19 protein-coding genes are annotated in these 16590 nt (G+C 69.3%); 2 read left to right on the top strand and 17 right to left on the bottom strand.

The features are described 5' to 3' along the window. From sctR to HUA74_RS01365, 7 genes are all read right to left on the bottom strand, one after another. Positions 1–723 (bottom strand): type III secretion system export apparatus subunit SctR, encoded by a 723-nt coding sequence (gene sctR, locus HUA74_RS01395; protein WP_174453109.1) that lies wholly within the window; start codon positions 721–723, stop codon positions 1–3. Continuing rightward, entirely contained in the window at positions 720–1133 is a 414-nt protein-coding gene (locus HUA74_RS01390) for a flagellar biosynthetic protein FliO (RefSeq protein ID WP_141648566.1), read from the bottom strand. The genes sctR and HUA74_RS01390 overlap by 4 nt, the downstream gene beginning before the upstream one ends. 8 nt (positions 1134–1141) lie before the next feature. Next, a complete protein-coding gene (sctQ, locus tag HUA74_RS01385) occupies positions 1142–2218 on the bottom strand; it encodes a type III secretion system cytoplasmic ring protein SctQ (RefSeq protein ID WP_246137797.1) in 1077 nt (358 codons plus the stop codon). A 217-nt stretch (positions 2219–2435) separates the two neighbouring features. Continuing rightward, positions 2436–2870 carry a hypothetical protein gene (locus HUA74_RS01380; RefSeq protein WP_371745489.1) on the bottom strand — a complete coding sequence of 145 codons (435 nt, stop codon included), beginning with the start codon at positions 2868–2870 and terminating at the stop codon, positions 2436–2438. Positions 2871–2964: 94 nt separating this feature from the next. Further along, a complete protein-coding gene (locus HUA74_RS01375) occupies positions 2965–3768 on the bottom strand; it encodes a flagellar M-ring protein FliF (RefSeq protein ID WP_174453106.1) in 804 nt (267 codons plus the stop codon). A 9-nt stretch (positions 3769–3777) separates the two neighbouring features. Next, entirely contained in the window at positions 3778–4260 is a 483-nt protein-coding gene (locus HUA74_RS01370) for an ATP-dependent helicase HrpB (RefSeq protein ID WP_174453105.1), read from the bottom strand. A 17-nt stretch (positions 4261–4277) separates the two neighbouring features. After that, positions 4278–4697 carry a hypothetical protein gene (locus tag HUA74_RS01365; RefSeq protein ID WP_174453648.1) on the bottom strand — a complete coding sequence of 140 codons (420 nt, stop codon included), beginning with the start codon at positions 4695–4697 and terminating at the stop codon, positions 4278–4280. Positions 4698–4967: 270 nt separating this feature from the next. On the opposite strand from HUA74_RS01365, the gene HUA74_RS01360 reads away from it, so the two are divergent. Next, entirely contained in the window at positions 4968–5294 is a 327-nt protein-coding gene (locus HUA74_RS01360; protein ID WP_141649449.1) for a PilZ domain-containing protein, read from the top strand. A 24-nt stretch (positions 5295–5318) separates the two neighbouring features. Here HUA74_RS01360 and HUA74_RS01355 read toward each other — a convergent pair whose 3' ends face one another. Further along, positions 5319–5726, bottom strand: a complete 408-nt coding sequence (locus HUA74_RS01355) for a response regulator (RefSeq protein WP_141649448.1) — start codon at positions 5724–5726, stop codon at positions 5319–5321. Between the two features lie 371 nt (positions 5727–6097). Between HUA74_RS01355 and HUA74_RS45325 the strand changes: the two genes are divergently transcribed. Then, a complete protein-coding gene (locus HUA74_RS45325) occupies positions 6098–7549 on the top strand; it encodes a lipopolysaccharide assembly protein LapB (protein WP_305794672.1) in 1452 nt (483 codons plus the stop codon). Between the two features lie 12 nt (positions 7550–7561). Here the strand turns inward: HUA74_RS45325 and HUA74_RS01345 are convergent, their stop codons facing one another. The 9 genes from HUA74_RS01345 to HUA74_RS01305 all read right to left on the bottom strand — a co-directional run bounded on the left by HUA74_RS01345 (position 7562) and on the right by HUA74_RS01305 (position 16513). Beyond that, a complete protein-coding gene (locus HUA74_RS01345; RefSeq protein WP_141648829.1) occupies positions 7562–7930 on the bottom strand; it encodes a hypothetical protein in 369 nt (122 codons plus the stop codon). Positions 7931–8028: 98 nt separating this feature from the next. Further along, positions 8029–8739: an SH3 domain-containing protein gene (locus tag HUA74_RS01340; protein WP_174453104.1), complete on the bottom strand. Its 711-nt coding sequence runs from the start codon at positions 8737–8739 to the stop codon at positions 8029–8031. Then, complete coding sequence (locus tag HUA74_RS01335; protein ID WP_174453103.1) at positions 8736–10598, bottom strand: BatD family protein; 1863 nt, start codon at positions 10596–10598, stop codon at positions 8736–8738. The genes HUA74_RS01340 and HUA74_RS01335 overlap by 4 nt, the downstream gene beginning before the upstream one ends. Continuing rightward, a complete protein-coding gene (locus tag HUA74_RS01330; RefSeq protein WP_174453102.1) occupies positions 10582–11589 on the bottom strand; it encodes a tetratricopeptide repeat protein in 1008 nt (335 codons plus the stop codon). Before HUA74_RS01330 ends, HUA74_RS01335 begins: the two co-directional genes overlap by 17 nt. After that, positions 11586–12647 carry a VWA domain-containing protein gene (locus HUA74_RS01325; protein ID WP_141648832.1) on the bottom strand — a complete coding sequence of 354 codons (1062 nt, stop codon included), beginning with the start codon at positions 12645–12647 and terminating at the stop codon, positions 11586–11588. The genes HUA74_RS01330 and HUA74_RS01325 overlap by 4 nt, the downstream gene beginning before the upstream one ends. Then, on the bottom strand, positions 12644–13654 hold the full coding sequence (locus HUA74_RS01320; RefSeq protein ID WP_141648833.1) for a VWA domain-containing protein: 1011 nt from the start codon (positions 13652–13654) through the stop codon (positions 12644–12646). The genes HUA74_RS01325 and HUA74_RS01320 overlap by 4 nt, the downstream gene beginning before the upstream one ends. Further along, complete coding sequence (locus HUA74_RS01315; RefSeq protein ID WP_141648834.1) at positions 13629–14627, bottom strand: BatD family protein; 999 nt, start codon at positions 14625–14627, stop codon at positions 13629–13631. Before HUA74_RS01315 ends, HUA74_RS01320 begins: the two co-directional genes overlap by 26 nt. Beyond that, a complete protein-coding gene (locus HUA74_RS01310) occupies positions 14624–15505 on the bottom strand; it encodes a DUF58 domain-containing protein (protein WP_141648835.1) in 882 nt (293 codons plus the stop codon). Before HUA74_RS01310 ends, HUA74_RS01315 begins: the two co-directional genes overlap by 4 nt. Positions 15506–15523: 18 nt before the next feature. Then, positions 15524–16513, bottom strand: a complete 990-nt coding sequence (locus tag HUA74_RS01305) for a MoxR family ATPase (protein ID WP_141648836.1) — start codon at positions 16511–16513, stop codon at positions 15524–15526. Positions 16514–16590: the final 77 nt, after the last annotated feature.

Below are 16590 nucleotides of genomic sequence, written 5' to 3'. Positions count from 1 at the left end.
TCACCGGTAACCGAGGATGAGGCCGCGCGCGAGCAGCGACCAGCCATCCACGGCCACGAAGAGAAGAATCTTGAAAGGCAGGCTCACCTGGCTGGGCGACAACGTCTGCATCCCCAGCGCGAGCAACACATTGGCGATGACCATGTCGAGCACCAGGAACGGGAGGAAGACGAGGAAGCCAATCTGAAAGGCCTCCTTCAACTCCGTGATGACAAAGGCGGGAATGATGACGAAGAGGTCCGTCTCGCGCACCGAGTCCACTTCCTCTGGGGGACGCAGCTCTCGCGCCAGGTCCACGAAACGAGCGCGTTCCTCGGGGCTGCCATGCTTCACGAGAAACCCGCGCAGCGGCTCCGCCACCTGTGCCGCCGCATCGAGAATCCGCACGCCCGAGCCGGCCTCCAGCTCCTGATAGGCGCGTTGCCCCGCGTCGTACGTCCGCTCCATCACCGAGGCCATGATGTGGCCCGTCAGCACCGCGGCCAGTCCCGTCAGCACCAGCGTGGGCGGCGCCTGCTGGGTTCCCATGGCCGAGCGTGCCAGCGACAACACCACCGCTATTTTCGAGAAGCTCGTCAACATCAACACCGCGAACGGCAGCAGTGACATCACCGCCAGCATGCCCATCATCGACAGCGGGCTTCCCGCATAGGACTGCTGGCTGAGCGCCCCCTCCGACGCCACGGCCATGACTGGCGCCAGCATTCCCAGGCCGCCCGTCATGAGCTCATCCCCTTCCGGAGACCACGCCCCGGACGCGGTCGCCGCGCCTGGGCGAAGGTCCGTGGCACCTCCTCCCGCTCGGGCAGCGGATGGACCTCCGCGAACGCATCACCGAAGGCCACGAGAAAGCCCCGCCCCTCGACCTCCACCAGCGCAAGGCCACAACGAGGCGACAGGCCTGCCCGGGAGATGACCTGCATCCGCTCGGCACTCTCCACGCGGGGCCCCTTGGCCCCCCGTCGAAACCACCACCACCCCAGGCCACAGAGTGTCCCCAGAATCAGGAGCCACCGAGCCGTGGACACCACGGACACTCCGCCCAGGGGCCCCAGCAAGGCCAACCCGAGGACGAGCAGCGTCGCGACTTGAAGGCGCGTGCGAGGAGAGAGCGACGCGCGCCGGACATTCATGTGCTCACTCACGGCAACAGGGCCAGGACACGAGCGCCCACCTCGCCCTCGAGGTCCACCAACTCCGCGCGCGCCACCACCCGGTCTCCCACGCGCAACAACACCGGCTCACTGGCATTGATGTGCAACGGGAGCAGGACGCCCGGCTTCAACGCCGCCAGCTCCGAGAGCGGAACCAGCACCCGCGTCAACTCCACCTCCACGTCCACGGGGAGCGGGGGAATGCCCTCGCCTCGTTCGTTCACCACCACCATGTTCGACTCCTGGAAATGCACGCGGACACGCGCACGGGACAGCGAGAAACCCTCGGGCTGAAACGTCCCCGCGAGCGAGAAGCCCCGGGCCACCAGCCGTCCGGGGCCGAAGAGGCGCGTGTCCTCGCGACGCACGCCTTCAAAGACAACGACATCCCCCACCGCGAGCGCATCCATCGCCTGGGGCGACAGGGGCGTCTGTCCGATGAGGCACCTCATCTTCAGAGCCGCGGCGAGCACTTCCGATGCGACGCTCGTGTCGCGCTCCACTGGGAACTCCTGGAACACCGACTGCAGCACCGGTGAGGGAAGCAACAGCCGTCCTCCCGCACGCACCGGCCCCACCGAAACATCCAGCTCCACGCCCACCAGCGGCTGCCGCCCCCGCAGCCGAGCCACGACGTCCTCACGTCGCATCGTCACGGCGGACAGCCGGGGCGCCAGGGCGGGATACAGCGGCGACTTGGAGCGCACAGCGGAGAGCGCCACCAGCACCAGATACGCCAGCGTCGCCTCTTCCAGCCTCGCCAGCTCTGTCGCCACTCCCGGCTTGCCACCCGGGCCGGCGATTCGCTCCAGCGCGGCAACGGCCAGCGCGGGCTCCAACTCCAGCACCGCAACTCCCCCCACCGCCGACAGCTCCAGCAGGACGAAGACCGCAGGCCGCTGCAGCCCATTCACGGGTGAGACCATGGCATCCAGCAACCGGGCCTCGGCCGTCACCGAGCAACTCAGCTCCCGGCCCAGCGCCGCGCAGATTTCGTCCAGGGCCTCACGCCCCAGGCTCGCCACGCGGGGCCGCCGCGAAAGCACGACGTGCGCCCGACTCATCCGGCGCGCCCCCAACCGTCGCAGCCGACGTGGCTCGGGAGAATGGGAGGGCTCTGTCTCTGAATTCATCGAAGGTTCGCCAAGGGCAAGGGGTGACACCCCGCTCGTGCACGACGCCCGCCAGGAGGGGCGCTCGTGGTGACGCGGGTTTGGAGTGAATGGGCATCCGCGCCTGGGATGCCGCGTACACGGGCCAGGACGGCGCCACGCGAGGACTTCAGCGCGTGGCTTCCCGGATGAGTCTTTCGGCGAGCGCCGACAATAACGGTGGCGCCAGTGGGTCCACGGGCTCCACCTTGCGACCCGGAAACAGGGTCCGGTGATAGGCCGGGAGACGACGGAACACCTCTTTGCGAAGCAGCTCCGGAACCTCGTCCATCAAGGCCTTCAGCCTCGTCGCCGCATCGCTCCTCTCGCCGAACTCCTTCGCGACCTTCGCCTGTCGCTGCGCGGACGGGAGCGCGGCGATGCGCCGCAAATGCGCCTTGGCTCGCTTCAAGGCCTCCGTTCCCAAACCTTCCAGGAGCTCTCCCGCTCGCTCCCGTCCCAGGACCCATGCCACCAGCGCATAGCGCTCCAACGGGAGCGCTGGAGGCTGACGACGAATCGTCGTCGCCTGCTCCGCCAGCGGATTCGGAACCGGAGCGGGCATCGGCTCCTGGGTCGGAGCGGGCACACCCTTCCTCGCCGGGCGCGATGCCCGACCCACACGTGTCGCATCCATGATGAGTCTCTCCGTCGCTTGCTCAGGCGACCTTGCGAGCCGCTCCAGCCGAGAGCACGGGACGAGCAGGGACCGGCGGCGCGGCAGGCACCACGCTCCGCTCCCGGTAGTGACGCATCCGCAGCGTCGCCCACACCAAGGCTCCCGACAGCCCCGTCACCAACACCCCCAGCACGGCGAGCAGTACCCGCAGTCTGGACAAAGAAGACAGGCCACCCGCCGAAGCCACCTCCACCCGCGCGGGCACCTCGTCCACCAGCAGCGACACCGCGTCGGAGGAGAGCCCCTCCACACCTCCCGCCAGGAGCGCCTTCAAGACGTCCGAGGACTGACGCACCCTCGCCGCACTGCCCGGCGTCACTCGCAGCATCGCCGAGGCCTTGGATGGCACCGCTGTCTGCCCGGGTCGTGGCGCTGGAGGCACCACCAGGTGGACTCGCGCCAGCAGCACTCCCTCCACGGATTGGAGCGTCTTCTCCAGGCCCCGCTCCAACACGCGCACCCGGCAGACGCCCTCCTCCACTGGCGTGCGCACCAGTCCGCTGCCACCAAAGACATCACAGCCCACTTCCGCCGCGGGCCTCGGCAGCCCCAGCTCCGCGAGGACACGCACCGCGTCCGACGACTGGTCTCCCGTGACTTCGATGGCCCAGGACGGCTTCTTGCCCGCCTCCGGCACCTTGCGAGCATCCAGCCCTCGCTCGATGAGCACGGACTGCAGCTCGTTGGCCTGCCGCTCATCCAGGCCATGTTGGATGCGCTCTCGACACGCGGTGGCGCACAAGAGCCACAGGAAGAGCAGACAGCGGAGGGAACTCGAAGACATGCGCGCTCCTCAAACCTGCGTCTGCAGGACCTGCTTGACGCCGCCGGTCGCCTTCTCGACAACCTTGCCGGCGAGGTCGAGCTCCTGGCTCGCCCGGTAGACCTGGGCCTGCAACGAGAGCAACTCCCCCGGCGTGAAGTCGCGACCCGACTCCGCCAGCTCCAGGATGTGGTCCAAGCGCTTCTGCGCCTGCCCCACCCGCTCCAATGCCTGCGCGGCCTGCTGCTCTCGCGCCGTCTGGACGGAGTCCACCCGCGTCCCCGTCCTCGCCTCCGAACATCCCGCCGGGGCTTGCGTCCCCCCGCCTTCGGCCCGAGCCACGCCCCTCGTGGCCTCGACGGGCGGACGCGCCACGCCTTCCGTCGTCACCGAGGTCGTCGCCTCGCGCGTGGGGGCTCGGACACCCTCCAGCACCTTGTCGAATCGCTCCCGGCCGGGCTCCACGGACGCCAGGCCCGCACCGCTTACCGCTCCCACCTTGTCCACGCTCATGGCTCGCCGCGCCCCTCTCAGCGGATGTTGTTGATGGCGGCCTTCGCCGAGTCGTGGCGGACCTTCATGATGTTCGAGACCGCGTTGTGCTCGCGGCTCTCCCGCTGCATCTCGTTCTGGAGCTGCAGATAGGCCGCGTTGAACTTCTGGCCGTCCGCGCTGAGCGCCTTCTGCGCCTCCAGCAGGTCCCACGCATCCCCGTTGCCCGTCGGCGTCCCCAGCGAGGCGCCCGCTGCGGACGTGGACGCGGCCGACGTGGTCGTCGCTCCCATCGGCACCACCGAGGAGACCGCCATCTTCGTACTGGAGACGGCCGCGCTCAGGATGGGACCCGATGGAATCATCCCGCCCACGAGCCCCGCCCCCTTGCTCACCACCTGGTGGGCCGCGTGCGCCAGCACCGTGCCGAAGTCATTGCGCGGCGTCTGCCGAGGCATGGTGGGGGTGATGCTGAGCGACTGAAGCCTGCGGTGGTTCGGGTCCAAGAGCTGCCTCCGGCGGCGGGTTGCGCGGGGGGCTCTTCAGGCGACGTGCCAGATGAAAACCCAAGCAATCCCGCGCTCATGGCCGCGTCGCGCGCGCCAGGAAAACTCCAGGGGCCGGGAGGAGCGTCCGTCTCACGGGACGGCGGCGCGAGGACGGAAACTTGCCTCGCACGCAAGGTGCCTCAGAGTTGTCGCACCCTGTCGCAGTGAGGAGCTGAGCCGATGAACACTTCCAATGGTGGACCCCATATCGCCGAGCGCTTCCACCCGCGCGTCGAGGCGTCCCTCCCCGTGAAAGTGCTCCTGCCAGGACGCGCCGTCATGGCCCGCGCCCGCGATGTCTCCATGGCGGGGCTGTTCCTGCTCGCGCACCCCGGAGATGCCCAGCGCCAGCTGACGCTCAGCCTGCCGCTGCCAGGGGACAAGGAAATCGTCACCACCTGCACCATCCGCCGCCGGGAAGCGGACGGCGTGGCCCTGGAGTTCGGTGAGCTCGACTGGGACGACCTCATCGCCCTGGCGCGCTTCCTCCATCCGCGCCTGCCCTGAGCGGGGAGGTCCGTCCCCGTCGCTTCAGGCCGGTTCCGAGCGAGGCGAGGCCACTCGCAGGCGCTCCACCAGCGCCATCAGCTCCGCGCCTCGGAAGGGCTTGTGGATGTAGCCGTCCGCGCCCGCCAGCGTGGCGCTCTCCATGTCCGACTTCTTCGCCTTCGCGGTGAGCATGTAGAGCGGCACCGTCGCGGTGACGGGGTCGCTCTTCAGGATGCGACACGCGGAGATTCCGTCCAGCTGCGGCAACACCACATCCATCAGGATGAGGTGGAAGGTCCGGCTGCGCGCCAGCTTCAGTCCCTCCAGCCCGTTGGCCGCGCACACCACCTCCACGGTGCCGTCGCTCAACATCGAGCGCACCAGCTCCCGGATGACCGGTTCATCCTCGACGAGCAGGATGTGGAAGGGTGCCTGGGACATGCCAACCATGTTTCTCCGGCGCGACTCTGGACCTCAGAGGGACGATGATTCGCGGGCGCGCCACCCCCACTGCCGGTGCCACCTGCCGCGCGCGGTATAGCCCCGCCGACACCACGCGCACCAGGGTTGCTCCATCATTTGTGTGGAGCACCACGCATCAGCCATACGTAAGCCAACGGGAGAGGGGATGCCTGACTTCCATGCCCGCCCGCTCATCAGCCAGTCTGACAGGGGGATGAAGCCGCCTTGTCCCTCCAGACGCGCCCCCCGGGCCCCCATTTTCACCCCTCCCCGCGAGGCGTCAGGTGATGGGGGTCCCGGAGCGCTATGATGGGCCCGAAATGGCCGCAAAACTAGAATGTCCAGAGTGCAGGGGCACGGTGGAAGGGGACGACTTCCAGTGTGAGTTCTGCGGGTTGCTCCTGGACCCGGAGCAGGCCAGCGGGGAGTACATCATCACGGAGCCCACCATCGTCCGGGCCCTGCTCTCCCCACCCCAGCGCAGCAGGACCATGGAAGTGCCCAGGCCGCCGCCCCAGCGGCCCGCGCCGCAGGACCTGGCCACCGCGCGATTCACCGTGCCCATGGACGCGGACACCGTGCCGCACCTTCGTGCCGGACTGAACATCGCGTTGCAGCCCCTCCACCCGTTCGAGGCCCACATCGCGTCCTTCGTCGACGGAGTCCACGCGGTGCCCCAGCTCGCCCTCGCGGCGCGGCTGCCTGAAATCGAGGTGAAGGTCGTCCTCAAGGCCCTGCTGGAACGAGGCGTGCTGGAGCTGCGCCGCGCGCCTGGCAGCCCTCCACGACGAAGCCGGACCGACGAGCTTCCCGTGCTCGACGGCAGCGAGTTCCTCACCCCGGAAGCGCCCGCGTTCGACGACGAAGAGCCATCCACGATTCAGGACGACGAGGTCCCCACGCTCACCGGGGAGCGTCCCGCCGTGCTCATGGCCCTGGGCGCCGAGGAGGACCTCTCTCCCATGGCGCTCGGCGACGAGGAGCCCTTCGCACCTCCCGCTCCACGTCCCACGAGGTCCACCACGTCCGGCGGGGCACATCCGAGCGCGCCCTCGCAGCCGACTCGCGCCATGCGCCCCGGCGTCGCCCAGGCCCCGCGCGCCAGTGGCTTCACCGAACACGTCACCTTCCCGGGAGCCCCTGCTCCGCCCGCGAAGGAGCACCCCTCCGCCGCACGCCCCGGTCCGCCCCCCTTGCCCACCACGGCGCGCACCGGGCCTCCTCCGGCGACACGCAGTGCCCCCAGCGGGCTGGGGGGTTCGACCCGGGTCGTCGCCCCGGCCACCGCCGCGCCACCGGTGGCCAGCCGTCCCGCACCGGCCCCTCACGTCACGGCGAGCTCGGTGCCCACCCTGCCCGCATCGCCGTTCCCCTCGTCGGCGGCGAGCCCACCACCCACCCTGGCTCCCCCAGCCCCGGAGCGCGCACCGCGCCCCATGCGCCCCACCATGCCCCTGGACGCGCCCGCTCCGGTGTCCACCACCCAGACGCCGGAAGACTTCCTCCAGCGCGCGGTGCGACTGGAGCGCGGAGGCCATGTGGACCGCGCCATCGAGGTTCTCACGAAGGGCATCGACCGTGCCCCCGAAGCCGCCGCGCTCCACAGCAAGCTGGCCCTCATCCTCGTCCACCAGCGCAAGGACTACGTCCGAGCGGCCCGACTGCTGGAGCGCGCGGTGGAGCTGGAGCCGGGCAACACCGTCTTCCAGCAGAATCTCCTGAAGGTCGCAGCGCTGTCCGCGGCCTCCGCTGGCCAGGGCAAGGAGCGCAAGCCCGGACTCTTCGCCCGCCTCACCGGCAAGCGGAGCTGAGCGGCCCGTCACTCAAGGACTGCCGCTGTCCAACAGGCGCTCCGCCTCCTCCAACGAGAAGGCGAGGTGCGCGTCGTAGCCCAGCTCACGACTGGTGCGCTCGAAGACGAGCGCCGTGTCGACGGAGCGGCCCACCACCCGCACCACGCGACGGAAACCCCGGACCTTCGCGGCCTCCATGATGCGCCGCAGTTGCACCGTGGCCTCGGCGTCCAACGACGTCACGCCCTTCATGTCCGACAGCAGGTCGAACCGCGGGCGCAACCGCTCGATGGCCCGCACCGCCGCGTCGCCGACGCGCTGGGCCTCTTCCCTGGCGATGTCACCCCAGATGCGCACCACCAGTCGGTTCTTCCCGACAAGGGCCTCGACTTCGAACACGGGGCTGAGACCTCCAAGGAAAACCCGCCATCCCTTACAGAGAGTCTACCCCCGGCGTCACGCGCGCTTCCAGGTTTCGTCCCGGCGTGCCGGAACGCTCAGATTTCCGCCACGCCCTCGCGCTCGGCCCAGCCTTCCAGTCCGTTGGGCAGACGGATGCGCACGAAGCGGCCCGTCTCCTCCAGGAGCCGCACCTTGAGGCCCGCATGCACCTCGAAGATGGAGCGGGCGCCAAGCTGCGGCAGCTCCCGAGCCACCAGCGTGGGCGACAGCACCACGGCCTCGTGCACCGTCTCGTCCACCCACGCATGCGCGGCCAGCAGCGCGCCCGTGGGCACCGCCACGGTGAACAGCAGCGCGGCGACGATGCCCAGGCCCGTGCGGCGTCCCGGCTTCAGCCACCGCCACACCAGCAGGAGCACCAGCGCGGCCACCCACGTGCCCAGGAAGGTCCACGCCACCACGGTGCCGTCCGTGGCCGCCGTCACGCGCGGAAGGAACTCCTCCTCCGCCGTGGCGCCCACCACCTTGTCCACCTGTCGCGCGCGCGCCACGGCCAGGTTGGCCTCCAGGTCCGGCGCGCGGCCGCCCTGCTTCTTCGCCTGCTCCAGCGAGAGCACCGCGCGGCCCAGGTCCCCCCGCGCCAGATGCGTCGTGCCCAGGTTGTAGAGGACGTCCGCGCCGCCATGGCCATGCGAGAGGAGCTTCTCGTAGCCCTCCTGCGCCGCCGCGTAGTCCTCGCGCGCGTAGGCCTCGTTGGCTTTCAGGAAGACGTCCTGCGCCTCTTCAGGCGAGTAGTACCCGCTCACGCCCAGCCCTCCATGGCCGCGACCGCGGCATCCATCACCTTCTGTCGCGCGGCGGCATCACCTCCACCGCCATAGCGGCCCAGGTCACAGGCCTCCAGCACGTACAGCACCCGGGCACGTCGCTCCTGCGCCACGCCCGCCGCCGTCATGCGCTCGCCAATGGCCTCGCGAGTGAGGCCAATCACCGGGCCGCCCAGCCGCGCGCCCAGGAAGCCATGCAGCGCCTTCTCCACCTCGGTGTAGAAGGCCCCCGCGTCGGCGCCGGCCTGGAGCTTCTCCGCTTCCACCAGTCGCTTGCGCGCGGCCTTCGCCTGCTGACGCCCCTTGTCCGCCTCGGTGCGCGTCGCCATGCGGCCTCGCACGCCGCCCAGGAGCGCCGCACCCGCGAGCAGCCCCAGCGGGGCCAGCACCAGCGGCACGAAGAAGCTCCGCTTCCACGGTGGCTCGGACGGCGCGACGAAGCGCGCCTGGTAGCGCACCGGCCGCAGCCCACCGGACGTCAGCACGTTCTTCTGCTCATTGGCCGAGTCCGCCACATGCGCGGACGACGTGGGCGGTAGCGCCGTGCTGCCCGCCGCGGGCTCCACCGTGAGGGTGATGGGGTCCGTGCGCGAGACCTCGTAGGAGCGCGCGCGTGCATCGAAGAAGGGAAACTCCAGCGCGGGCAACGTGAAGGTGCCCGTGCGCTGCGGCATCACCAGGTACTCCACCACGCGCCGCCCCTGGACCCGGTTGCGCTGCGGCGCCACCTTGTCCGTCGTCGTGGGGTCATAGATTTTCAGCGCGGAGGGACCGGTGAGCTTCGGCGGGTTGACGTTCTTCACGTTGCCCGAGCCCTCCAGGATGACCTTCACCGTGATGGGCTGTCCCAGCTCCACGCGCGTCTGCGACACATCCATGGAGAGCCGCCAGGAGCCCACGTTCGCATTGGACATGCCCGGGGGCGCACCGGGCGGCAGGGGCGCCACCTTCACCTTGAGCCCGTTGGACACGCGGTGCACGCGGTGGCCCGCGAAGAGGAAGCCCGTGGTGATGTCCGCCTCCGCCGCGGAGATGGACAGCGTGCCGGCCTTCACCGGGAAGAGCGCGCGACGGCGCAGCAGATAGGCCCGGTACGGGACGCCGTCGACGACCTTCTGCTCACCGGACAGCTGCGTGGGGCTCTCCACCTCCTCCGTCCAGAAGCCCTCCAGCTTGGGCATGGTGACGGCATCCACGCTGGACAGGTCCACGCGCGAGTAGATGTAGAGCGACAGCGTCACCTGCTCGCCCACGAAGATTTCGTCCCGGTCCAGGCTCGAGCGCAGGAACAGGTCCGAGTCTCCCCGGGGAATCGTGGGCTCGTCCTCCGGCTCGTCCGCGAACGGGTCCGGCAGGCGTGAGGGCATGCTCGCGAACGGGTCCGGCAGTCGCTGCTGCCGCCCGGACTGCGCGGGTGGAGGCCCCAGCCGTCCCGGCTTCACGTCAATCTGCACGGAGTCCGTGCGGTGCGTCTTGCCCGCGGTCGTCATCTCCGACGGAGGAATCGTCAGCTTCCCCGCGCGATTGGCCCGCATCACCATCACGTACTTGGTGACGTCCTGGATGTTGGCAGGCCCGCCGCCGGACCAGGAGACGGAGCGCTGCGTGCTGCGTGAGCTGTTGACGACCTCGAAGTCGTCCGACCGCGGCAGCTTCACCTTCGCGTCGGCGGGCGCATCCACCGTCACCACCGTGAGCAGGAAGGTGTCCTCGCTGCCCACCTCCTCGCGGTTCACCGTCTGGTAGAACTCGAGGCCCGCCGCCCATGCCGGCGCCGAGGCCAGCAGGGCCAGCCCGACGAGCACCGCCACGGGGCCGCTGCTACCAGTCCTTCTCATTGGCCTTCCTCTGCTTCTTCTTCTGCTGGAAACGCCAGAGCTGGAGATTCTTCTCGTTCTGCTTCATCGCATCCAGCAGGCGCTCCGCCTCCTGCCGGTCCAGCTCTGATGGACTCACTCCACCATCCGAGCGCGAATCTTCCGCGTCACCCTCCGACTCGCTGCCCCCATCCGTCCCGCCGTCCTTCGGGTCGCCCTCGCCCTCATCCTGACCGCCGTCGGAGCCACCGTCGCTGCCGCCATCACCCTTCTGCGGAGGACCCTCCTGACCGCCGTCCCCACCATCCGCGCCGCCGTCACCACCCCCATCCGCGCCACCGTCGCCTCCGCCATCCGCGCCACCGTCACCACCCCCGTCGGCACCGCCATCCGCGCCACCGTCCTGGCCTCCGTCGGTTCCCCCGTCCACGGGAGTCCCACCGTCCGCCTTGGTGCCGCCGTCCTCGCCGCCGTCGGGCCGACCACCGTCCGTCCCGGAGTCACCGCCACCATCCGAGCCGCCATCCGCCGAGTTGTCCTGCGGCGGAGGAAGGTTTCGCAGCACCACCTCGTAGTTGTGCCGGGCCTGCACGTCCTGCGGGTCCAGGGTCAGCGCGCGTCGGTAGGACTTCAGCGCCTCCACCCGGTCCCCCGTCGTCGCGGCGAGGTTGCCCAGGTTGTACCAGGCCTTCTGTCGCAGGTCGGGACGGTTGGACTCCGTCACCCCGCGGAAGACCTCCTGTGCGTCCTTCACCCGGCCCAGCTTCGCCAGCGCGTCGCCCCGGTTGAAGTCCACCGCCGGGTCATTGGGACGCTCCTTCTTCGCGTCCTCGAACGCCTTCAGCGCGTCCTCATAACGGCCAGCCAGGTACGCCTCGCGTCCCTGTTGGACCCGCGGATGATCCCTCTCCAGCGGCCCCGCGCCGAGCGCCGACAGCGGCAGCATGAGGCACGCCACACAGGCCAGCAGTCGCGCGCCGCGACGTCGTCGTGTTTCGAGGCTCGCGCTCATGGCGACGACCTCCTGCGCGTGGACGGCAGCAACATCATCCCCAGCACGAGCAGCACCAGTCCGGGAATCGCGAAGGACTGGAAGCGCTCGTCGTAGCGGACCGTCACCCGACTCTCGAGTTCGCTCTTCTGCATCTGGTCGATGCGCTCCACCACCTGGCTCATCGCCACGCCGCGCGGTTGGAAGAAGAAGGCCCCACCGGTGGCCTCCGCGATGGCCGTCAGCCCCGCGCGGTCCAGGCGCGTAATCACCGTGTCTCCGGCCGAGTCCTTCTTGTAGTCCACGAACTCGCCGCGCCGGTCATAGACGGGAATGGGCTCGCCAGCCTCGGAGCCCACGCCCACCGCCAGCACCTGGACGCCCGCTTCCTTCAGCGCGTCGGTGGCCTCGCCCACGTCGCCGACCAGGTCCTCGCCATCCGACAACAGCACGACCACGCGCTCCTTCGAGCCGCGGTCCGCGTTCTCGAGCACCTGATGGGCGAGCCGCAGCGCCGCGCCCACGTTGGTGCCCCCCTGGGGCATGACCTCCGGGTCCACCGCGCGCAGGAACAGCTTCACCGCCGAGTAGTCCGACGTCAGCGGCGACTGGATGAAGGCATCCCCCGCGAAGACGACCAGACCCACGCGGTCGCCCTTCAGTTCGTCCAGGAGCGTCGTCAACTCCAGCTTGGCGCGCTCCAGCCGGCTGGGCTGCACGTCGCGCGCGAGCATGGACTTGGACGCATCCAGCGCCACCACCACGTCGATGCCACGCCGCTTCGTCAGCTCGCTCTTGGTGCCACACTGCGGCTGCGCCAACGCGAAGCCGAACAGCGCCAGCCCCAGGCCATACAGGCTGCCCTGCGTCGCTGGACGCCACACGGAGATGCCCGGCGTGAAGCGCTCGGCGTGCCGCTCATGCAGCACCGCGCGCACGCGGGAGCGGCGCCTCAGCGACAGCGTGAGCGCGAGCAATCCCAGCAGCACGCCCACCAGCACGAGCCCCAGGAACAACGGCTGGGCGATACCCGCCTGATAGCCGAGCACGGTGAAGCGCCAGGGTTCCACGGGCGTCACGGGAAGACCCTCAGGAAGGTCGCGCGCAGGAGCAACTCCAGCGCGACGAGACCAAAGGCGGCCAGCAGGAACGGATGGAACTCCTCACGGTACGTCGCGGAGGCGCCCCCCTCCATCAGCTTGGAGCGCTCCAGCGAGTCGAGCACCTTCTGGAGTCCCCGGCGCAGGCCCTCGGGGTCCGTGGCGCGGTAGTACTCGCCGCCCGTGCGGTCCGCGATGTCCTGCATCAGCTCCGGGTTGATGGGAATCTCCGTCTCGCGCCACACGGTGTTGCCGAACAGGTCCGTCCCCTGAGGGAAGGGCACCTTGCCGCCCTTGCCTACGAGGATGGTGTAGATGGGCACGTGGAGCGCCTCCGCCATGTGCGCGGAGTCGATGGGGGACAGCTTCCCCGCGTTGTTGTCGCCGTCGGTAATCAGCACCACGACGCGACTCTTCGCCTCAGAGTCCCGCAGGCGATTGAGCGACGTGGCGAGCGCGTCACCGATGGCGGTGCCGTCCTCCAGCACGCGGGTGCGCAGCTGCTTGATGACTTCCTTCAGCACGCCGTAGTCCAGCGTCAGCGGCGCCTGCGTGTACGCCGCGCCCGCGAAGACGACCAGGCCGATGCGGTCATTCACCCGGTTGGCGATGAACTCGCTGAGCACTTCCTTGGCCACGTGCAGGCGGTTCTGCGGCCGGAAGTCGCCCGCCTCCATGGAGGTGGACAGGTCCAACGCCACCACGATGTCGATGCCCTCCACCGACAAGTCGCGCACGCGAGAGTCGCGCACCTGGGGCCGGGCGATGGCGAACACCGCCGCCGCGACGGCCACCGCGCGCAACAGCGGCAAGAGCGGCAACATGTACGTGCGCAGGCCCTTGCCACTTCGGGCGAACACGTTCGCCGCGGAGAAGCGGAGGGGCGCGCGAGCGCGACGCTCCCGCCAGGCCTGCACCAGCAGGAGCGGCACGAGCAGCAGTCCCCAGAGCGCCTCGGGGTTATTGAACGCGGGGAGCGGCGGCATTGGCGGGAGCCTGAGGCGGCGGGGGCGGAACGTAGGTCTTGTCGATGAGTTCGTAGCCGAACAGCAGCGCGTCTCGGCAGCTCTCGGGCGACGCATCCGCCCGGGCGTACTTCACCATGTCCGACTCGGACACGAAGCGCATCAGCTTGTCCTCGGGAAGCCCGAGCGGCGACAGGCGGCGCAGCGCGGTCATCAGCTCCGAGCTGGTGCACTCCAGCGCCTCGAAGCCATAGCGCTCGCCCAGATACCCTCGGACGATTTCGGACAGGCGGAAATAGTAGTCCTTCACGTGGCCACGCCCCGGGAGGTTCTCCGCCTTGAGCGAGTCCAGCGCCTTGCGCGTGCGCACGTCCAACGGCAGGGGCGGCGGCAGGTTCACGTGCTTGGGGCGGTTCTTCCACCAGCGCACGAGCGCCCAGGCCAGCAGGCCCGCGGCGAGCACGCCCAGCAGCGTCAGCACCAGCCGCCACGAGCGGATGGGCACTTCCTGCGGCGGCTGGATGTCGAACAGGTCCGCGCCCTTGCCCTCGGCGTCCGGGGGCAGCGTGGCGGCCACCTCCACCTCGCGACCTGGCAGCGAGTAGTGACGCGGCCCCTCCGGCGTCGCCACGTCGAACTCGAGCGGCGGCACCTGCACCGTGCCCAGCGCGAAGGCGGACAGGCGCACCGCGAACGTCGTGGTGGCCGAGTCGGGCCCGTCATGGCGCTGACGCGTCTGGTCCAGGAACTCGAAGTCGCCCGTCTCCTTGGGCACCGCCAGTTCGTAGCGGTGGTCCTTCGGATGCGTGAGCACCACGTGGTAGGTGAACGGGTCGCCGATGCGCACCTGCTGCGGCTCCACGCGCACCGACACGTCCAGGGGCTGCGTCACCTCGTGCGCGGGCACGCCCGGGGGATTCGGCTGGGACTTCGCCCCCGCCGGAAGCGTCCCCAGACACAGCAGCACCGCGAGCAGGACCATGCACCGGCTCATGCCGCCATCCTCCGGGCCCGCGCGCGGAAGAACTGCGCGAGCGCCTTGCCGTGGTCATCTCCGGCCCGCAGCTCCACGTGGTCCAACTCCAGCTTCTTGAAGAGCTTGCGGCGCTCGTCGCGCGCGCCCTGCATCGCCCGGGCATAGCGTCCGCGCACGCCCGGGTCGCTCGTGTCCACGACGAAGCGGTCTCCCGTCTCCGGGTCCTCCATCTCCACCAGCCCCAGGCGCGGGAAGGCCTCTTCCAGCGGGTCCTCCACCACCACCGGGACGAGGTCGTGCTTGCGCCCCACCAGTCGCAGCGGCTTCTCGAAATCGCGCGCCTGGAAGTCGGAAACGAGGAAGGTGACGGCTTTCCGCTTCGCCACCTGCGTCAGGTACGTCAGGCCCGTCGCCAGGTCCGTGCCCTTGCCCACCGGCTGGAAGGTGAGGATGTCGCTCACCAGGCGCAGTACATGGGTGCGGCCTTTGCGCGGCGGCACCACCTTCTCCACCCTGTCCGAGAAGAGGATGAGCCCCACCCGGTCATTATTGGCGATGGCGCTGAAGGCAATCTGCGCGGCGACCTCGGCGGCGATTTCCGACTTGGTGCGCTCGCGCGAGCCGAACTCCTTGGAGGCCGACACGTCCACGAGGAGCATCACCGTCAGCTCGCGCTCCTCGGTGAAGACCTTGACGTAGGCCTCGTTCATGCGCGCGGTGACGTTCCAGTCGATGATGCGAATCTCATCCCCGGGCTGGTACTGCCGCACCTCGGAGAAGGCCATGCCCCGGCCCTTGAAGACCGAGTGGTACTGGCCCGCGAGCATGTCGGAGACCACCTTGCGGGTGCGAATCTCCAGCTTGCGGATGCGGCGGATGAGGTCCTTGGGCAGCACGGGTCGCTCGTCGGGCGGTCAGGGAACTTCGACGCGATCAAACACGCGCTGGATGATTTTCTCCGGGGTGAGGTCCTCGGCCTCCGCCTCGTACGTCATGGCGATGCGGTGGCGGAGCACGTCGAAGGCGATGGCCTTGACGTCCTCGGGCGTCACGAAGCCCCGGTGGCGCAGGAAGGCATGTGCGCGCGCGGCCTGCGCCAGGGAGATGGTGGCACGCGGTGAGGCGCCGAACTGGATGTAGTCCGCCAGGTCCTTGAGGCCGTACTTGCCGGGCTCGCGCGTGGCGAACACCACGTTGAGGATGTACTCCTTCACCTTCTCGTCCATGTAGATTTGGTGGACGAGCTCGCGGGCGCGGATCAGGTGCTCCACCGCGATGACCTTCTGCGCGCGCGGAGTCGTGCCACCGGACATGCGGTCCATGATGACCTTCTCTTCGTCGCGCGTGGGGTAGCCCACCTTCACCTTGAGCATGAAGCGGTCCACCTGCGCTTCGGGCAGCGGATACGTGCCCTCCTGCTCGATGGGGTTCTGCGTGGCGAGGACGAGGAAGGGCGAGGGCAGCCCGAAGGTCTGGTCGCCAATCGTCACCTGTCGCTCGGCCATGGCCTCCAGCAGGGCGGACTGCACCTTGGCGGGCGCGCGGTTGATTTCGTCGGCGAGGACGATGTTGGCGAAGATGGGACCCTTGCGGACGGTGAAGTTCGCCGCCTGCTGGTTGTAGATCATCGTGCCCACCACGTCGGCGGGCAGCAGGTCCGGGGTGAACTGGATGCGCATGAAGCTGGCGCTGAGCGCGTCCGCCACGGTGCGCACGGTGAGCGTCTTGGCGAGACCGGGCACGCCTTCCAGCAGCACGTGGCCATTGCACAAGAAGCCGATGAGGATGCGCTCCAGCATGTAGCGCTGGCCGACGATGACCTTGCCGGTTTCCTGGTTGAGGACCTCGACGAAGCTGCTTTCCTGCTGCACGCGTTCGTTTAGCGCGCGGATGTCCGTGTTCATGACGCCTCGGTAAGGACTTGCGGCGGGCAGCCTAGGGTTGACCGGGTATCGGGCTCAACACCGCAGAAGGGCGGGCA

Source organism: Myxococcus sp. CA051A (genome assembly GCF_013336705.1).
Taxonomy (GTDB): Bacteria; Myxococcota; Myxococcia; order Myxococcales; family Myxococcaceae; genus Myxococcus; species Myxococcus llanfairpwllgwyngyllgogerychwyrndrobwllllantysiliogogogochensis.
The sequence above is the reverse complement of the archived record's forward strand: the minus strand, read 5'-3'. Positions and strand labels throughout refer to the sequence as shown.

Coding starts and splice junctions, on each gene's coding strand:
- sctR (WP_174453109.1), bottom strand. CDS start 723: ATGACGGGCGGCCTGGGAATGCTGGCGCCAGTCATGGCCGTGGCGTCG.
- HUA74_RS01390 (WP_141648566.1), bottom strand. CDS start 1,133: ATGAATGTCCGGCGCGCGTCGCTCTCTCCTCGCACGCGCCTTCAAGTC.
- sctQ (WP_246137797.1), bottom strand. CDS start 2,218: ATGAGTCGGGCGCACGTCGTGCTTTCGCGGCGGCCCCGCGTGGCGAGC.
- HUA74_RS01380 (WP_371745489.1), bottom strand. CDS start 2,870: ATGCCCGCTCCGGTTCCGAATCCGCTGGCGGAGCAGGCGACGACGATT.
- HUA74_RS01375 (WP_174453106.1), bottom strand. CDS start 3,768: ATGTCTTCGAGTTCCCTCCGCTGTCTGCTCTTCCTGTGGCTCTTGTGC.
- HUA74_RS01370 (WP_174453105.1), bottom strand. CDS start 4,260: ATGAGCGTGGACAAGGTGGGAGCGGTAAGCGGTGCGGGCCTGGCGTCC.
- HUA74_RS01365 (WP_174453648.1), bottom strand. CDS start 4,697: ATGCCTCGGCAGACGCCGCGCAATGACTTCGGCACGGTGCTGGCGCAC.
- HUA74_RS01360 (WP_141649449.1), top strand. CDS start 4,968: ATGAACACTTCCAATGGTGGACCCCATATCGCCGAGCGCTTCCACCCG.
- HUA74_RS01355 (WP_141649448.1), bottom strand. CDS start 5,726: ATGGTTGGCATGTCCCAGGCACCCTTCCACATCCTGCTCGTCGAGGAT.
- HUA74_RS01335 (WP_174453103.1), bottom strand. CDS start 10,598: ATGAGAAGGACTGGTAGCAGCGGCCCCGTGGCGGTGCTCGTCGGGCTG.
- HUA74_RS01330 (WP_174453102.1), bottom strand. CDS start 11,589: ATGAGCGCGAGCCTCGAAACACGACGACGTCGCGGCGCGCGACTGCTG.
- HUA74_RS01320 (WP_141648833.1), bottom strand. CDS start 13,654: ATGCCGCCGCTCCCCGCGTTCAATAACCCCGAGGCGCTCTGGGGACTG.
- HUA74_RS01315 (WP_141648834.1), bottom strand. CDS start 14,627: ATGAGCCGGTGCATGGTCCTGCTCGCGGTGCTGCTGTGTCTGGGGACG.
- HUA74_RS01305 (WP_141648836.1), bottom strand. CDS start 16,513: ATGAACACGGACATCCGCGCGCTAAACGAACGCGTGCAGCAGGAAAGC.